At 68.1% G+C, this 13,990-nt stretch carries 17 protein-coding genes; 5 read left to right on the plus strand and 12 right to left on the minus strand.

Annotated elements, in window-relative coordinates; all coding sequences use genetic code 11:
• The first annotated feature begins 4 nt into the window (after positions 1 to 4).
• The gene (locus MLGJGCBP_RS27760; RefSeq protein WP_087561933.1) at positions 5 to 622 is read left to right on the plus strand and encodes a TetR/AcrR family transcriptional regulator; all 618 of its coding nucleotides are present in this window, start codon (positions 5 to 7) and stop codon (positions 620 to 622) included.
• 9 nt (positions 623 to 631) lie between these two features.
• Here the strand turns inward: MLGJGCBP_RS27760 and MLGJGCBP_RS27765 are convergent, their stop codons facing one another.
• Both MLGJGCBP_RS27765 and MLGJGCBP_RS27770 read right to left on the minus strand, forming a co-directional pair.
• Positions 632 to 1,192 (minus strand): MarR family winged helix-turn-helix transcriptional regulator, encoded by a 561-nt coding sequence (locus tag MLGJGCBP_RS27765; RefSeq protein ID WP_201453217.1) that lies wholly within the window; start codon positions 1,190 to 1,192, stop codon positions 632 to 634.
• A gap of 108 nt (positions 1,193 to 1,300) precedes the next feature.
• Positions 1,301 to 1,666 (minus strand): RidA family protein, encoded by a 366-nt coding sequence (locus MLGJGCBP_RS27770; protein ID WP_072949157.1) that lies wholly within the window; start codon positions 1,664 to 1,666, stop codon positions 1,301 to 1,303.
• Positions 1,667 to 1,771: 105 nt separating this feature from the next.
• Here MLGJGCBP_RS27770 and MLGJGCBP_RS27775 point away from each other — a divergent pair, with 105 nt between their 5' ends.
• Together MLGJGCBP_RS27775 and MLGJGCBP_RS27780 are read left to right on the plus strand one after the other, a co-directional pair.
• Positions 1,772 to 2,422 carry a UdgX family uracil-DNA binding protein gene (locus tag MLGJGCBP_RS27775; RefSeq protein ID WP_160099514.1) on the plus strand — a complete coding sequence of 217 codons (651 nt, stop codon included), beginning with the start codon at positions 1,772 to 1,774 and terminating at the stop codon, positions 2,420 to 2,422.
• A gap of 55 nt (positions 2,423 to 2,477) precedes the next feature.
• Positions 2,478 to 3,404, plus strand: a complete 927-nt coding sequence (locus MLGJGCBP_RS27780) for an NADP-dependent oxidoreductase (protein ID WP_160099516.1) — start codon at positions 2,478 to 2,480, stop codon at positions 3,402 to 3,404.
• Between the two features lie 39 nt (positions 3,405 to 3,443).
• On the opposite strand, the gene MLGJGCBP_RS27785 is transcribed toward MLGJGCBP_RS27780, so the two are convergent.
• Genes MLGJGCBP_RS27785 through MLGJGCBP_RS27805 form a run of 5 tightly spaced genes read right to left on the minus strand, consistent with a single transcriptional unit; the run spans position 3,444 to position 6,815 of the window.
• Positions 3,444 to 4,382: a CopD family protein gene (locus MLGJGCBP_RS27785; RefSeq protein WP_160099518.1), complete on the minus strand. Its 939-nt coding sequence runs from the start codon at positions 4,380 to 4,382 to the stop codon at positions 3,444 to 3,446.
• A 5-nt stretch (positions 4,383 to 4,387) separates the two neighbouring features.
• The gene (locus MLGJGCBP_RS27790) at positions 4,388 to 4,921 is read right to left on the minus strand and encodes a copper resistance CopC family protein (RefSeq protein WP_160099520.1); all 534 of its coding nucleotides are present in this window, start codon (positions 4,919 to 4,921) and stop codon (positions 4,388 to 4,390) included.
• Entirely contained in the window at positions 4,918 to 5,586 is a 669-nt protein-coding gene (locus MLGJGCBP_RS27795) for a YcnI family copper-binding membrane protein (protein ID WP_087561939.1), read from the minus strand. The genes MLGJGCBP_RS27790 and MLGJGCBP_RS27795 overlap by 4 nt, the downstream gene beginning before the upstream one ends.
• A gap of 39 nt (positions 5,587 to 5,625) precedes the next feature.
• Complete coding sequence (locus MLGJGCBP_RS27800) at positions 5,626 to 6,144, minus strand: hypothetical protein (RefSeq protein ID WP_160099522.1); 519 nt, start codon at positions 6,142 to 6,144, stop codon at positions 5,626 to 5,628.
• A gap of 17 nt (positions 6,145 to 6,161) precedes the next feature.
• On the minus strand, positions 6,162 to 6,815 hold the full coding sequence (locus tag MLGJGCBP_RS27805; RefSeq protein ID WP_087561940.1) for a DUF6474 family protein: 654 nt from the start codon (positions 6,813 to 6,815) through the stop codon (positions 6,162 to 6,164).
• Positions 6,816 to 6,977: 162 nt separating this feature from the next.
• On the opposite strand from MLGJGCBP_RS27805, the gene MLGJGCBP_RS27810 reads away from it, so the two are divergent.
• Both MLGJGCBP_RS27810 and MLGJGCBP_RS27815 read left to right on the plus strand, forming a co-directional pair.
• Positions 6,978 to 8,534, plus strand: coding sequence for a TM0106 family RecB-like putative nuclease (locus MLGJGCBP_RS27810; protein WP_160099524.1), 1,557 nt, complete (start codon positions 6,978 to 6,980; stop codon positions 8,532 to 8,534).
• Positions 8,535 to 8,570: 36 nt separating this feature from the next.
• A complete protein-coding gene (locus tag MLGJGCBP_RS27815) occupies positions 8,571 to 9,245 on the plus strand; it encodes a YoaK family protein (protein ID WP_087561942.1) in 675 nt (224 codons plus the stop codon).
• A 51-nt stretch (positions 9,246 to 9,296) separates the two neighbouring features.
• On the opposite strand, the gene MLGJGCBP_RS27820 is transcribed toward MLGJGCBP_RS27815, so the two are convergent.
• From MLGJGCBP_RS27820 to MLGJGCBP_RS27840, 5 genes are all read right to left on the minus strand, one after another.
• Positions 9,297 to 9,785: a hypothetical protein gene (locus MLGJGCBP_RS27820; protein WP_160099526.1), complete on the minus strand. Its 489-nt coding sequence runs from the start codon at positions 9,783 to 9,785 to the stop codon at positions 9,297 to 9,299.
• A gap of 301 nt (positions 9,786 to 10,086) precedes the next feature.
• Complete coding sequence (locus MLGJGCBP_RS27825; protein WP_160099528.1) at positions 10,087 to 12,372, minus strand: TPR repeat region-containing protein; 2,286 nt, start codon at positions 12,370 to 12,372, stop codon at positions 10,087 to 10,089.
• Positions 12,369 to 12,704 (minus strand): hypothetical protein, encoded by a 336-nt coding sequence (locus tag MLGJGCBP_RS27830; protein ID WP_160099530.1) that lies wholly within the window; start codon positions 12,702 to 12,704, stop codon positions 12,369 to 12,371. The genes MLGJGCBP_RS27825 and MLGJGCBP_RS27830 overlap by 4 nt, the downstream gene beginning before the upstream one ends.
• 74 nt (positions 12,705 to 12,778) lie before the next feature.
• Positions 12,779 to 13,408 carry a class I SAM-dependent methyltransferase gene (locus tag MLGJGCBP_RS27835; RefSeq protein WP_160099532.1) on the minus strand — a complete coding sequence of 210 codons (630 nt, stop codon included), beginning with the start codon at positions 13,406 to 13,408 and terminating at the stop codon, positions 12,779 to 12,781.
• Between the two features lie 87 nt (positions 13,409 to 13,495).
• Positions 13,496 to 13,990 (minus strand): SDR family NAD(P)-dependent oxidoreductase (locus tag MLGJGCBP_RS27840; RefSeq protein ID WP_160099534.1); only part of this gene is annotated, 495 nt, incomplete at its 5' end.

Consider the following 13,990-nt stretch of genomic DNA (forward strand, 5'->3'; position numbering starts at 1 on the left):
AGCGGTGCTTACGAACGGTGACGATCGGGGTCGGCCCGCGCTGGTCGAAGCGGCGGGGCGGTGCTTCGCCGAACTGGGATACGAGCGCACCACCGAGGCGGTCATCGCCGCTGCCGCCGGAGTGTCCGAGGCCGAATTCCGCGCCCGGTTCGCGTCCCGCGACGACGCCTTCCGTGCCGTCGCCGCGGAGGTGTTCGACACGTTCGTCGAGGCTCAGCGGATTCCGGTCCCGCCGGACGCGGACCCGCGCAGCATCCTGCGCGCCGCCACCGCCGCGTTCATCGAGACCGTCTACAGCAGCGGCCGACTGTTCACGATGATCGAGGACCGCGCGGCCGTCGACCCCGTGATCGGTGAACAACTCGAAGCGGCGCACAACCGGATTCTCGGCCGGTACATCCGGTTCATCGAACGACTCAACCAGGCCGGCATCGCGACGCCGTGCGCCGAACCCGCCCAACTCGCCCGGAAGCTGTCCGAGGCGCAGTGGACGGGTGCGGCGCGCCTGATCGATGCGTCGCCGGACGAACAGCGGCGGTTCATCGTGGAGATGACGGCGGCCTCCGAACGATTCATCGGATTCGGTGAGGTCGCCGATCTGACGTCCCGCGCGGCCAGTTGAGTTACCGGCTCAGGCGGTGGGGTCCTGGTTCTCGACGATCGAGTGCTCGAGCTTGCGGAGCAATTCCGCCAGTGACGCCTGATCGTCCTTCGACATCCCGCTGAGGATCTGGGACTCGTTGGCGAAGTGGGCCTCCGCGACCTTGTTGATCACCCGCAGGCCCTCGTCGGTGAGTTGCGCGTGCACGATGCGACGGTCCTCGGCGTCGCGCTCCCGCTGCACGAGGCCAGCCTTCTCGAGGCGGTCGACGCGCAGCGTGACGCCCCCGGTGGTGACGAGCGCGGACTCCGCCAACTGTCCGGACGTCATCCGGTACGGCGGACCCGAACGTCGGAGGGCGGCCATGACGTCGAACGACGCCATATTGATGCCGTGCTCCTCGAACACCGCGGCGAGGGACGACTGGTAGCGCAGATACGAACGGTGCAGGCGGCCCAGCACTTTCAGCGGACTCACATCCAGTTCGGGCCACTGGTGGGCCCACTGGTCGACGATGTCGTCGACGGCATCGCGAGCTGGAACGGGGCGTTGCGTCACCGGGCGCACCTCCTGAATTCTCGAGGGTCTCATCTGTTTAGTACCAAGATATCGAAACGAGCATAGGTGACGGCGACGCGCCGCGGGTCCCCGCCGATTGCTCGGAACGGGGACCCGCGGCGCGGCTGGGCGTCGGTGCCGTCAGTGACCCGCGACCGCCGCGACTGCGTCGATCTCGGCGATGGCACCGTAGGGGAGGCTGCTCACCTCGAGGAACGTGCGCGCGGGACGCGGCTCGTCGAAGATGCGCTCGAACTGGCGGTTCGCCTCCTCGCGCAGCGACAGGTCGGTGACGTAGTAGGTGAGCTTGACGACGTCCTGCAGCTGCCCGCCGACGGTGGCGAGGCGATCGACCATGCGGTCGACGGCGGCGTCGAGCGCCTCGGTGCGGCCGGGGACGGCGGTGCCCTCGGCATCGACGGACAGCGCGCCGGAGACGAACGCCAGTCCGCCCGCGACCACGGCCGGGCTGTAGGGGTGGTGGGCGGTGACTTCGGTGAGGGACATGGAGGCTCGCTTTCTCGGTGGGCTTCTCCGGCCATTATATCTTAGCGCTAAACTAATTGACAGGGTTGTGGGAATGAAGTCGCGCCCGACGGGTACTCGGCCCCCATGTCCCGAGCCTCCAAACCCTCGGCCGCACCGTTCGTTCCGGACGCCGTCGACCTCGACACGCTGTCCCAAGCGGCGCAGGGGTGCCGCGGCTGCGACCTGTACCGCGACGCCGGGCAGACCGTCTTCGGCGCAGGTACACGATCCGCGCGGATGATGCTCGTCGGCGAACAGCCCGGCGATCAGGAAGACCGCGCCGGACAACCGTTCGTCGGTCCGGCGGGGAAACTCCTGAACAAGGCACTCGACGCGGCGGACATCGACCGCGACCTCACCTACGTCACCAATGCGGTCAAGCACTTCAAATTCGTCCCCGCCGAACGCGGCAAACGCCGAATCCACAAGAAGCCCAACCGCACCGAGATCGTCGCGTGCAGACCGTGGCTGATAGCCGAACTGGCGGCCGTGCAACCCGACGTCCTCGTGTGCCTCGGCGCCACCGCCGCGCAGGCGCTGCTCGGACCGTCGTTCCGCCTCACCGAACACCGCGGGGAGTTGCTGCACCTCGACGGCGAAGTGGAAGTTGACGCACACCCGGACGTCTTCGCCACCATCCACCCGTCCGCCGTGCTCCGCGGACCGTCGGACAAACGGGACGACGCCTTCGACGCCCTCGTCGCCGACCTGAAGAAGGCCGCCGCCGCCCTGTGAGGATCAACCAGCCGAACTCCTGGCGCGACGGACCGCCGAGGACGAGATTGAGGGCATGACGAATTCGAACCAGACCATGAAGGCAGTCTCCTACTCGTCCTACGGCGGTCCCGAGGTGCTCGAGATCCACGACGTGCCGGTGCCCGAGCCCACCGGCAACCAGGTGCGCCTCGACATCCGGGCCGCCGGCGTGAACCCCATCGACTGGAAGCTGCGGTCGGGGTCGATGGCCGAGGTGATGTCCGTGCAGTTCCCGAAGATCCCCGGCAGCGAGGTCGCCGGCGTCGTCGACGCGGTCGGGCCGGACGCGACCGGTGTGCTGGTGGGCGACGAGGTGTTCGGCTGGTCCGACACCGGTGGCTACGCCGAATACGCGCTCGCCTCGATCGTCGTGCCGAAACCGAAAGGGCTGAGCTGGACGGATGCGGCCACCATCCCCGTGGCCGGCGAGGCCGCGGATCGCGGGCTGCGGTTCCTGCGGCTGAAGTCCGGGGAGACGCTGCTGGTGAACGGTGCTTCGGGTGCGGTGGGAACCATTGCGGCGCAACTGGCGGCGGACACCGGCGTCACCGTGATCGGCACCGCCAGCGAAAAGCACCACGACGCGCTGCGGGAGCTGGGCGTGACCCCCACGACGTACGGCGAGGGAATGGCGGACCGGGTGCGTGAACTCGCCCCGAACGGCGTCGACGCCGTCCTCGACCTCGGCTTCGGCGGGCTCGACGCCGCGGTGGACCTGCGCGGGGGCACCGACCGGATCGTCACGCTGTCCGACGGTGCCGCGTTCGGTCTCGGAATCACGTTCTCCTCCGGCAACGCCGGCGACCGGAGCGCGGAAACCCTCCGTCGGCTCAGCACCCTCGCCGTCGCCGGAAACGTGACCCTCCCGGCCGCCCGCACCTTCCCGCTCACCGACGCCGCCGACGCCCAGCGGGCCGGCGAGAGGGGCGGGAGCCGCGGGAAGCTGCTGCTGCGCCCGTGAGTACTTATCAACCGCCCGACGTTAAGAAGTACTCACGGGTCAGGCCGTGGTGGCCAGCGCGGCGGCGAGGCCGAACGGAACGGCCATCACCACCACCTCGAGGATCGCGCGCCGCAGGGACCCTTCCGCGCTGATCCGGTGCGCGCCGGCCTGGACGACCCACGTTCGCCGCCACCACCAGCCGAGCCCGAGCAGTGCCGCCAACGCCACCGCCTTGGCGAGCACGATGCGGCCGTAGCCCGTGTCGAACAGGGGAGTGACCCCGCCCAGCCGGACGGCCGCGTCGACGATCCCGGTCGCGGTCAGCAGCCACACGCACCGCCACGCGACGACGGAGTACCGCGGCAGCCACGACGACCAGTCCCCCCGCGAGCGGAGCATCATGCCGAGCGCCGCGAGGAGCCCGAACCACACGGCGGCGGCCAGCGCGTGGACGACGTCGAGGACCGAGCCGAGAACCTGCTGCGACATGTGGCCGGTGATCGGCCGGGCCACCAGGGCGAGCGCCGCGAGGACCAGCACCGGGACGGGGAGCCGGGCGTCGCTGCGGCGGAACGCGACCGCCGACCACACGGTGGCGGCGACGGTGCACACGAGAACGGCGAGGTCGACGCGTCCCGCACTGATCTCGGTGACGTAGGCGCCGAACCGCCCGACCGACAACTGCGACAACGTCAGGGCGTCGGCCTCCGCCGCCGTCATCGACAGCAGCACGGCCTCGGCGAGCATCCACGCGCCCGCGATCGCGGTCGACAACCGCCACAGTCGTTCGTCCCGCACGAGGGGACGGCTGTCCGCGCGACTCCACCAGCCCAGCGCGGCCAGCCCGAGGACCGCCGACCCGAGCACCAGGCACAGCGCCCGGACCGCGCTCGACGGTGACGGGCCTTCTGGTTGCGCCAACGCCCAACCGCACGCGACCCCGACGAGCGACGTGGGTACGGCGAACAGCAGCCACGACTGTCGCGCCGTACCCACCGCGCTCAGTTCTCGCCGCGCGGCTTGCGGAGGGCGAACCACAGTCCGCCGCCGAACACGACCACCCCGGCAACGATGAACGGCCACAGGGGAACTCCGCCGCTGCCGGATTCACCGGAGCTGTCGGCGGCGGCGCCGGGTGTGCCCGACCCCTGCTGGGTGAGGGTGAATGTGCGGGTGCCGCTCACCGGATGCCCGTCGGCGGAGGTGACGCGAAACGCGACGGTGTACACACCGGCCGGTCCCAGCTCGCCGAGTTCGGCACTGACCGTGGGTCCTTCGACGACGGGGTCGCCCTTGTTCCACAGGTTGCCGTCGGGACCCACCACGGTCAGCGACGCGAACGATTCCTGCAGCGCCTCGTTGAACGTGACGCTGACCCGTTCCGGACCGGACGCGATCTCCGCGCCGTTCTCGGGGGTGGAGCTGATCACGACGGAATGGGCGAGAGCGGTGCCGGCGCCGAGCATGCTCGCGAGCATCGTCAGCAGCCCGACCGCGATCACCTTCACCGACGTGAAGGTGGTGTGTCTTCTCATTTCCGACGGCTCCGGACCATCGCGCCGAGACCGAGCGCCGCACCGAGCGCGCCCAGGATCAGGCCGATGCCGCCGAGCCAGCGGGCGGTGTCGTCGGTGCCGGACGCCGTCGTCTCGGTCTCCTCGGACGTCGTGGCGCCGCCGGCGTCGTGGCTGTGGTCCTCGCCGCTCGCCGCGGCGAGGGTGAGCGTGGGAGCCGGCTTGTCGGGCTCCGCGCCGTCGGGGCCTTCCGCCTGATCCCAGTTGACGACCTCCCCGTCGCTGTACGTCTGGGCGGCGGGGAACGACACGTCTTCCTGCTCCGGCAGCGGTCCGGCGGACAGCTCGAACTGCTGGAACTGTCCGGGCGCGACACCGACACCGGGGTCGGCGGTCCACGTCACGGACTTCGCGACCTGCGACGTCGGGTCCTTCTCGACGACGGACGTCCACCCCGGCATCGGTGTGGTGCGGGCCGACTTCAGGTCGGGGAGCGTGACGGTCAGCTTGGTGGTGGACGCCGTCTCGGACTCGGTGGGGACGCGGAACGTCAGGACGGAGTAGCCGCCCTGCTCGGCGCCGGGGGCGACGACGGTCACGTGGGCGGCGGCCACACCGGCCGCGAGGAGCATGGCGCTACCGGCCGCACCGGCCGTGAAAAGGGCACGCGAAACGAGGGAATTCATCGAAGGTCCTTTGGAAGGTCTGAAGGGAGAAGGTGAGAATCAGACCGGGACCGGTGGGCCGCGACGCGAAATGCTCGCGCGCAGCAGGGCGTCCACGGGATTCGCGGGACGCGCGGGGACGTGTGCCGTTCTTGCTGCCGAGACGGGCTGCGGTTCACCGCGCAGAACCACCCGCCAGACGTGGACCAGGGGACCGTACAGCCGCTCGGCGTTCGCGATCAGCAGCGCACAGACCACAGTGGCGGCCGCGTGCGCGGCGAGCATCGGCACGGCGGGGACCGCCGAGTGCACGTGCGAGGTGAGCGTGAGCGCGAAGTGCGCGGCCACCTGGCCGGCGCCGAGGGCCCCCACGAGCGCGAGCGGTCCCTGGAACCGGGCGGGCAATTGTGCGGTGACCGCGCCGACACCGCTGCACGTGACGAGCAGCAGGGTCAGAGCCGCGGATTCGGGGAGACCGCCCCCGCCGATGCCGTGCGCCGCGACCGCGAGACCGGCGACGAGCGCACCGACCGCCGACCCCCGAAGGGTGGCGGTCGCGGCGGGACGGGCGGGGGACATCGAGGTGGTCGGGTCGTTCAGCGCACGCCGAGGCGGGCGAGGAGATCCGCTTCGACTCCGTCGAGTTCGGACGAGATGGCGTGATGGGCGGCCTTGCGGCGGGCCTGCGGCATCTGCTCGGCCGCGCGGACGGCGGTGTTGAGGTCGCCGAGGCGTTCGCGGATGGCGGCGGCGAACTTCTGCGTCTCCGCGTCGTCCGGCTTCTGCGCGAGGATCTCCGTGGTGGAGCTCTCGGCACCGGCGATGCGGGCGCTGAGCTTGGCGCCGTGCCCGGTGAAGTTGGCGAGCTGGTCGACGTCGATGCCCATCCGGTCGGCACGCCGGGCGTCGATCTGCCCGCGCACGACGGTGGCGGCGCGGTAGGCGATCGGCAGCAGCACCGGCGTCAGCAGTCGAGCGACACCGAGGTACTTGCGGACGGCGGCGACCGTGAAACCCTTCTGGGCGGCGGCCTTCTCCTGGGCCTTGAACGCAGCGATCTGAGCCTTTTCGACCTTCTTCTGCGACTTCAGTTCGGCGGCCTCGAGCTTCCGCCCGGCCTTGGCGGCCTGCTTGTCGCGTTTCCGTTCGTTCCTCGCGCTCAGCTTCGCCTCCACCCCAGCCTTGTGCTTGAGTGCCTTGGCTTCCGCCTTGCGGGTGGCTCGGGACTTACGTTTCTTCAACAACCCCATCGAAAAGACCCCTTTTCCTGGTGTTTCAGCGGAGCCCACGCTACCAACTGCATCCGGTGCTTCGGGATCAGCCTAGGGGAGCACATAATCTTCGTCATCGTGTGTTCCCATATCGGTCAGCAATCAGAACCCGACGCCTCTCCCGGAAAGGTGCCGGGGACGGTGATCGATGCCAGCGCTCTGACGCGGTGCCGCCACCGGGTGCACCTCGACGCGGCGTTCCCCGAACAACTCGCGGCCGCGCCGGAGGACCCGGGTGTCCGCCAGCGTCAGGATGCCGCCGCCGCCAAACGCGAGGACGTCCGCCGGATCCTCACCGAGCACGCACCGGAACGGTGGGTGCAGATCGACACCGAGCAGAGCCTGCGCCGGCGCGCCGAGGACACCCTCGCCGCCTGCGAGGCGGGGGCGGACCGCATCTGGGGAGCCGTGCTCCCACTCGACCGCGACGCCGGCCGGCGGGCGCGCTGCGAGATCCTGCTCCGCGACGAGGACCACGGTGGGTACATCCCCGTGATCGTCGTCAACCACAAGGTCACCGATCCCGGCCGCGGCGCGCTGACGTCGGGAATGTTCGAGTGGAAACCCCGCGAGGACCCATCGCGGAAGCCCCGCAGCCAGGTCCGCGACCAGATGCGCGTCGCGCAGGTGTACCGGATGCTCGAGCGGCACGGGCTGGCGAGTCCCGCCCTCGTCGCCGGTGCAATCGGTTACGGCTCCGACGTCATCTACGTGCACGACCTCACCACCATCCTCGACGACTACGACGAACGCTTCGCCGACCGGCTCGCCGTCGCCCGCGGCGAATCGGCGACCGTGCCGTCCCGGGTCGGCGAATGCCGTTCGTGCCCGTGGTGGCCCGGATGCGAGGAACAGCTCACGCAGACCCACGACGTGAGTCTGGTCGCCACCGGTTCGCGGGCCGACATGCTGCGCGACGCGGGATGCCACACCATCGACGACCTCGCGGCGTGGGACCGCGAACCCCTCGAGGACTGGCCGCACGGCGCGTTCGAGGACGCCGTCGTCACCGCCAAGGCCTGGCTCGCGGGGGCGCCACTGGTGCGCCGCTTCCCCGAGATCCGGGTGACGCGCGCCGACGTCGAGGTCGACGTCGACATGGAGAGCTACCAGGAACACGGCGCCTACCTGTGGGGGACGCTGCTCAACGTGGACGGGGTGTCCGCGTACCGGCCGTTCGTCAGCTGGGATCCGGTGCCGACGCAGGACGAGGCGCGGTCGTTCGCGGAATTCTGGACGTGGCTGATGGCCGAGCGGGAAGCGGCGGCGCTGAGCGGCAGGACCTTCGCCGCCTACTGCTATTCACGGTCCGCCGAGGACAAATGGTTGCTGGACTCCGCCCGCCGGTTCGCCGGAGCACCCGGAATCCCCACCGAAGCCGAGATCCGCGAATTCATCGACAGCCCACAATGGGTCGACATCTACCAGGCCGTCAGCGACCAGTTCATCTGCCCCGGCGGCAAGGGCCTCAAGAAGATCGCCCCCGTCGCCGGATTCCGGTGGCGCGACGCCGACGCCGGCGGCGAAGCATCCATGAGCTGGTACCGCGAAGCCGTCGGCTACGACGGCGAACCCGACCTCACCCAGCGCGAACGACTCCTGCAATACAACGAGGACGACGTCATCGCCACGAAAGTACTGCGCGAATGGATGTCCGATCGGGCGGAGAACGAGATCCCGCTCGCCTCCGACCTCTAGGCTGCAAGGCAGGCCCGAGACGGTAGGGGTGGTCAGGTGGACTTGCCGAAGACATCCACGACGCTGCGATTCGCGCTGCTCCTCACCGCCGCAGGCGGCTTCCTCGACGCCTACACCTACGTCAGCCGCGGCGGCGTCTTCGCGAACGCCCAGACCGGCAACGTCATCCTCATGGCCATCGACCTGTCCGAGCGGCACTTCCACGCCGCACGCGCACACCTGTGGCCGATCCTCGCGTTCATCGTCGGCGTCGCATTCGCGCACCTGCTCAAGGGCGAACTCGCGCACAGCGTCTTCGACCACCCGATCCGGATCGCGATGGTCGCGCAGATCGTCGTCCTCGTCGCGGTCGCGTTCGTCCCCCCGGACGTCCCCAACGCGCTCGTCACCGTGCCCATCGCCTTCGTCGCGGCCATGCAGTTCGGCCTGTTCCGCACCATCGGATCGCTGTCGTACATCGCCGTCGCCACCACCGGCAACCTCATGCGCTTCACCGAAGCGGCATACGCCGGATTCATCGAGAAGGTCCCCGAATCGCGGCAACACACCCGGGTGTACGCCGCGATCATCAGTAGCTTCGCCGGCGGTGCCGTCCTCGGCGCGTACGCAACCCGCTACTTCGGTGGATCCGCCGCCTGGATCCCCGCCGCCCTCCTCACCGTCGCCCTCATCCTGTTCTACGTCGACGACGTGCGGCGCCGCCGCCCGTGAGTGGTTTGGGAGTCCAGGGACTCCTTTCGCACGCACGGGCGGCGAAGCCGCCTACTCCGCATTCGCGAGCCCGATCCACTCCGGATACTGAACGGCGACAGGCATCGTCGGGGGCTCGAATCCCGGGGGCGGAACGAGGTTGCCGGACGCATTCGCTGCGAACGTCGGGAACTGCTGCTGCCACCAGTCCGTGCACCCCTGAGGAATGACATCACCGTCCAGCCGGCGGAGGTAGTGGAGCCTGGTGATCTTCCAGCCCTCGAACACATTCCACGTCGGCACCCGGTGCGCGCGAGGGTCCTGCACGGCAGGATCGGTGTCGGGAACACCCGGCTGCCCGGGGTCGTCGGCGGTTCGCTCCAGTTCGACACGGAACGCCATGTTGAGCGGATTGAGCGAGATATTCGCACCGTTCTGCGGGAAGACGTAGTAATTGCACACCGTTGCCGCAACTGAATTCTCGGTGGTCTCATACGCAGTGATGTGCGCGAAGCTGGTTCCGGGAGCCTGTGTATCGTTCTCGGCTTCGAGTGCAGTCATGAAGTACTCGATGTCAGGGTCACCGTGATGGGCCTCGCCGCCTACCGCTCTGCCGAAACCCGGATACGAGTTCTCCAGACCCACGAATGCTGTGTAATCGCCGGCCTCGTAACTCGCGCGCACCAATTCGGCACCCCGGCCGAGTAAATCGACTCCCTGATCGGCTGACCAGACGTTTGAATACTGCACTTTCAGGGACTGCAGGGTCGGTGCAGCGGGTGGTTCGTTGCGCGAGTTAGTCCCGCATCCCGATGCGAGCATCAAAGTCGTCGTCGCAGCGCACACTATCCGTGCCCCGCGATTACCCGTCATTGCGGACCACGTCGTCGTACCCGTTTCGGATCCGCTCGCCGTTCCCGTCAGCCGGGTCTCCGAGATTGTTGAACATATCTTGATATCCATCTTTCGAACGCAGATCCAAGTTGGGATTCGACCGCACATCGTCCCAGGACAGAAGATTTCCGGATTCGTCGAATGCCCAGGGATAATCCCCTCGGAAGCTCGCGGGAAGTTCCTGCGTCGCTTGGAGAATGTTGTAGTAGTCGCGGTAGAAGTCCGGAGCTTCCAGGGCGACGGAGGGTGCCGGCCCCGGCGCCTTGCCGATGATGGCATCCTTCAGGGGGTCGCCGCCCGCGTCGATCATGGTGTTGATGAATTCCCCGCCGGGGAGGCGGTCCAGGCCGACGGACCCGATGCTGGTGAGAGCACCGTACGCCGCCGCTTTGCGGTCGTAGATGGCCTGCGCCTGCTCGGCCTTGTCGCTGTAGCTGTCCTCGGTCGAGAGAAGCAGTCCTCTGTCCATGAGGCCGTGGATTCGGCCTGCGGTGGAGAGGTCGCCACCGGCCAGGGGCGCCGCGGGGTCGTGTGCGTACCGGCCCTCGGCGGCAAGGATTTCCTGCATCGAGGACTGGGTGAAGTGTGTTCCGGCTTCGGGGTCGGTGTTCATCACGGCGAATACGTTCGACGAGCCGCCGAAGTGGTTGTTGTCGGCGGGGTCTGCCCAGGTGCCGATGTCGAAACCAGGAGTCTTTGGTCGGCCGGCGCCTGCGAGGTCGCTGATGTACGGACTCATGCTGTGGGACATGGTCCGCAGAAGGTCCGGGTTGACCTCTCCGACGGATTGGCCGTCGGTGCCGGGTATTCCCCGGAGCGTGTCCCAGTCGGTACTCATGTTCTCGGCGACGGCCGACATGATCTGCCCGCTGCGCGTTGCGGCTTCGACGTCCGCCGGGTTGTTCGGGTCCTCGACGGTGGCCTCTGCGTCGTCGAACCGGAACATCGAGGCTGCTGCTTGCCCGTTGTCGGACCAGTTGTGGGTGAGGACGTCGCGAACCAGATTCTGGCCCGTGTCGGGCTGGGTGACCGCGTTCTGGACGGCGATCTTGTCGTCGCCGACGGCGGTGAAGATCCCTTCGGTGATCGCCGTGTTCTCGGTTCCCCGGCCGTCGACCGTGAAGTACTCGAACTTGTGGTTCGGGTTCTGTTCGTGCGCGACCTGGGCGTCGAGGTACTGGCGACCGACCTCCAGCAGGTGCTGATCGAGGCTGCTGCCGCTCTTGTATTGCGGATCGCCTGCCTGGACGATGTCGGCGATCGCCTGGTTGTCGGCGACTCCGTGCAGTTCGACGCTCGATGCACCGGTGGGCCCGACCATCTTGAAATCTCGGGTCACGAGATCGTCCCGGGTCAGCGATTCGACCATCTTGTCGGGTAGCAGGTTCAGGCCACCAGTTGCCGGCACCTGCGAGTCGCCCTTGACGGTGGTGGTGATCTTGTCGTTCGACACGATCTGGAGCGAGTTCGCCAGGGCACGCGCAGAGTCCGGGGGTAGTTTGTCCATGATCTGCTGGATCTCCTGTGGACTCTTTCCGTCCAGTGACCGGCTGACCTGATTCAGGTACTCCATCTGCGACGCAGGGATCGTCGCGGCGTTGCCGGAGTTCACGGCGTCGAGTTGTTCGGGAGTCAGTCCCCCGGCCTCGGTCAGTCTCTGGATCTGCTCGGGATTCAATCCGGCGGGATCGGAGACGAGTTGCGTCCCGTCGGACACACCCTGGTCGGAGCCCAGCGCCGCGGCGGAGGTGAATGTTGCCCGCAGCCCGTCGCGAGCGGAAGCGAATGCGTCCTTGACGGTTGCGTCGGCAGTTTCCGTCGCTGATGCGGCGTCGGCGATGTCGCGTTGCCACCCCGTCATTTCGTTCACGCGATCGTTGTCGGGATCGGAGGTTCCGGGATCGGTGACGGTCAGGTCGTCGGCTACGCGGAAACCCGCAGACTCGGCGGCCACGATCGCCATCCGCGCACGCTGCAGGGGTGCGTCGACGTCGTGGAAACCCTGCTTCGCACGGTTGGCGAGTGCTTCCAGTTGATCGACCACGACAAGCGCCGTCTTCTTGTCGGCGTTCGCCCGGTTCTGGGCGGCTTCGGCGGTCTTACCCTCCCAGTAGGCGTCGTTGACTCTGGTCACGCCGTCGACGTATCGGGTGAAGAGATCTTCGACCTTGGTGCCGAGCGCGATCCATGCGTCACCGATCTCGGTCAGAGTCGCGGGATTCCAGGACTCGATCTGGGTGCGAGTGAGGCTCATGCTTCACCGCTCCACTCGCCAGTGGCGTTCGTGTACGCGGCGACGAACCGGTCGGCTGACGAATCGTCCTGGTTCCGGTACTCCTGCGCGACATGGATCATCACGTCCCCGGTCTCGCCGAGCCGTTCCTTGATCGCCGGGACGAGCGCTGCATCCACGAGATCCGCGGAGATGCTCGATGCCTCGATGACCGAGGCCATCATCGCTCCCGCGGACGACAGGTAGGGGCCTGCCGCCGGGCCGGTTCTCAGACCGCCCGCCTCGTCGGCCAGCCCGTGCAAGGTGCCCCCCAGCCGTTCGAGCTCTTCCAGATCAGCTTTCAACGTTCCCACGAAGCCCCCCTCGTCTGTTCGCGAATCGACAGCAGCCTAGCGCCCCGTGAGTGGTTGACGAGTCCCCGGACTCCTCAGGCGCGCACGGGTGGCGAAGCCGCGATCCCGAGGGAGTAGGCGCCGACGATTTTCGGTGTTGCTGTTTCGTAGAAGCGGTCGAGGTCCTGGATGTCGAAACCGGCGTTCGTCAGCAGGGCGGGGATGTCGCGTGTGAGGTGGCAACCACCGGCGACGGTTTTCTGGATCGGTTCGAGCCGCCGCTGCCAACGCTGGACGTTGTCGTCCGGCGCGAGGCCGTGCTCGACGAAATGCAGTGTGCCACCGGGTTTCAGGACCCGTCGGATCTCTCGCAGTGCGGCGTCGGCGTCGGGGATGGTGCACATCGTCCAGGTGGACAGTGCGGTGTCGAAACTGTTGTCGGGGAAGGGGAGTGACTGACCGTCGAGACCGGACCGTTCGACCGGCGTCGTCGACACCGCCAGACGCTTGCCTGCCAGCTTCCAGCCGAGGTCGGCGGGTTCGACGGCGCTCACCGACTCGACGGCGGCCGGATAGAACGGGATGTTCAGGCCCGATCCGAATCCGATCTCCACCACGCGTCCGTGGAGGTCGGCGCAGACGCGTCGCCGCGACGGCTCCGTGAATTTCAGCCCGCAACTGACATTGACGAGCCGCGGAACGATCCGGTCCGAGTAGAACCCCATGCTCACCTCCAGCGAAGGGCGCTTCGCGCCCCGTGCGCCTTTCTGGTTGCTCCAGCTACCAAAAAGGCGCACGGGCGGCGGAGCCGCCTACCGCGGCGCCATGCGCAGGGCGCCGTCCATACGAATGGTCTCACCGTTGAGGTAGTCGTGTTCGACGATCATCTGGGCGAGTTGTGCGTATTCGGCGGGCTGTCCGAGTCGAGAGGGGAACGGGACGCCGGCTTCGAGTCCCTTGCGGTATTCGTCGGTGACGCCGGCGAGCATGGGGGTGTCGATGATGCCGGGGGCGATGGTGTTGACGCGGATGCCGAACTGGGCGAGGTCGCGGGCGGCGGGGACGGTCATGCCGTGCACGCCGCCCTTGGATGCGGAGTAGGCGATCTGGCCGATCTGGCCTTCGAAGGCGGCGACGGAGGCGGTGTTGATGACGACGCCGCGCTGGCCGGATTCGTCGACGGTGTCGGTCTTGGAGATGGCGTCGGCGGCGAGGCGCATCACGTTGAACGTGCCGAGCAGGTTGACGGTGATGACGGTGCGGAACAGTTCGAGGTCGTGGGGGCCCTTCTTGGACAGGATGCGGCC

The sequence above is a fragment of the Rhodococcus sp. T7 genome, from assembly GCF_009872365.1.
Classification (GTDB): Bacteria; Actinomycetota; Actinomycetes; order Mycobacteriales; family Mycobacteriaceae; genus Rhodococcus_F.

Excerpts from the sequence above, each read along its gene's own strand:
- MLGJGCBP_RS27825 (WP_160099528.1), bottom strand. The coding sequence starts at position 12,372 with ATGAGCCTCACTCGCACCCAGATCGAGTCCTGGAATCCCGCGACTCTG.
- MLGJGCBP_RS27835 (WP_160099532.1), bottom strand. The coding sequence starts at position 13,408 with ATGGGGTTCTACTCGGACCGGATCGTTCCGCGGCTCGTCAATGTCAGT.
- MLGJGCBP_RS27800 (WP_160099522.1), bottom strand. The coding sequence starts at position 6,144 with ATGTCCCCCGCCCGTCCCGCCGCGACCGCCACCCTTCGGGGGTCGGCG.
- MLGJGCBP_RS27780 (WP_160099516.1), top strand. The coding sequence starts at position 2,478 with ATGACGAATTCGAACCAGACCATGAAGGCAGTCTCCTACTCGTCCTAC.
- MLGJGCBP_RS27765 (WP_201453217.1), bottom strand. The coding sequence starts at position 1,192 with ATGAGACCCTCGAGAATTCAGGAGGTGCGCCCGGTGACGCAACGCCCC.
- MLGJGCBP_RS27795 (WP_087561939.1), bottom strand. The coding sequence starts at position 5,586 with ATGAATTCCCTCGTTTCGCGTGCCCTTTTCACGGCCGGTGCGGCCGGT.
- MLGJGCBP_RS27775 (WP_160099514.1), top strand. The coding sequence starts at position 1,772 with ATGTCCCGAGCCTCCAAACCCTCGGCCGCACCGTTCGTTCCGGACGCC.
- MLGJGCBP_RS27770 (WP_072949157.1), bottom strand. The coding sequence starts at position 1,666 with ATGTCCCTCACCGAAGTCACCGCCCACCACCCCTACAGCCCGGCCGTG.
- MLGJGCBP_RS27805 (WP_087561940.1), bottom strand. The coding sequence starts at position 6,815 with ATGGGGTTGTTGAAGAAACGTAAGTCCCGAGCCACCCGCAAGGCGGAA.
- MLGJGCBP_RS27790 (WP_160099520.1), bottom strand. The coding sequence starts at position 4,921 with ATGAGAAGACACACCACCTTCACGTCGGTGAAGGTGATCGCGGTCGGG.
- MLGJGCBP_RS27820 (WP_160099526.1), bottom strand. The coding sequence starts at position 9,785 with ATGACTGCACTCGAAGCCGAGAACGATACACAGGCTCCCGGAACCAGC.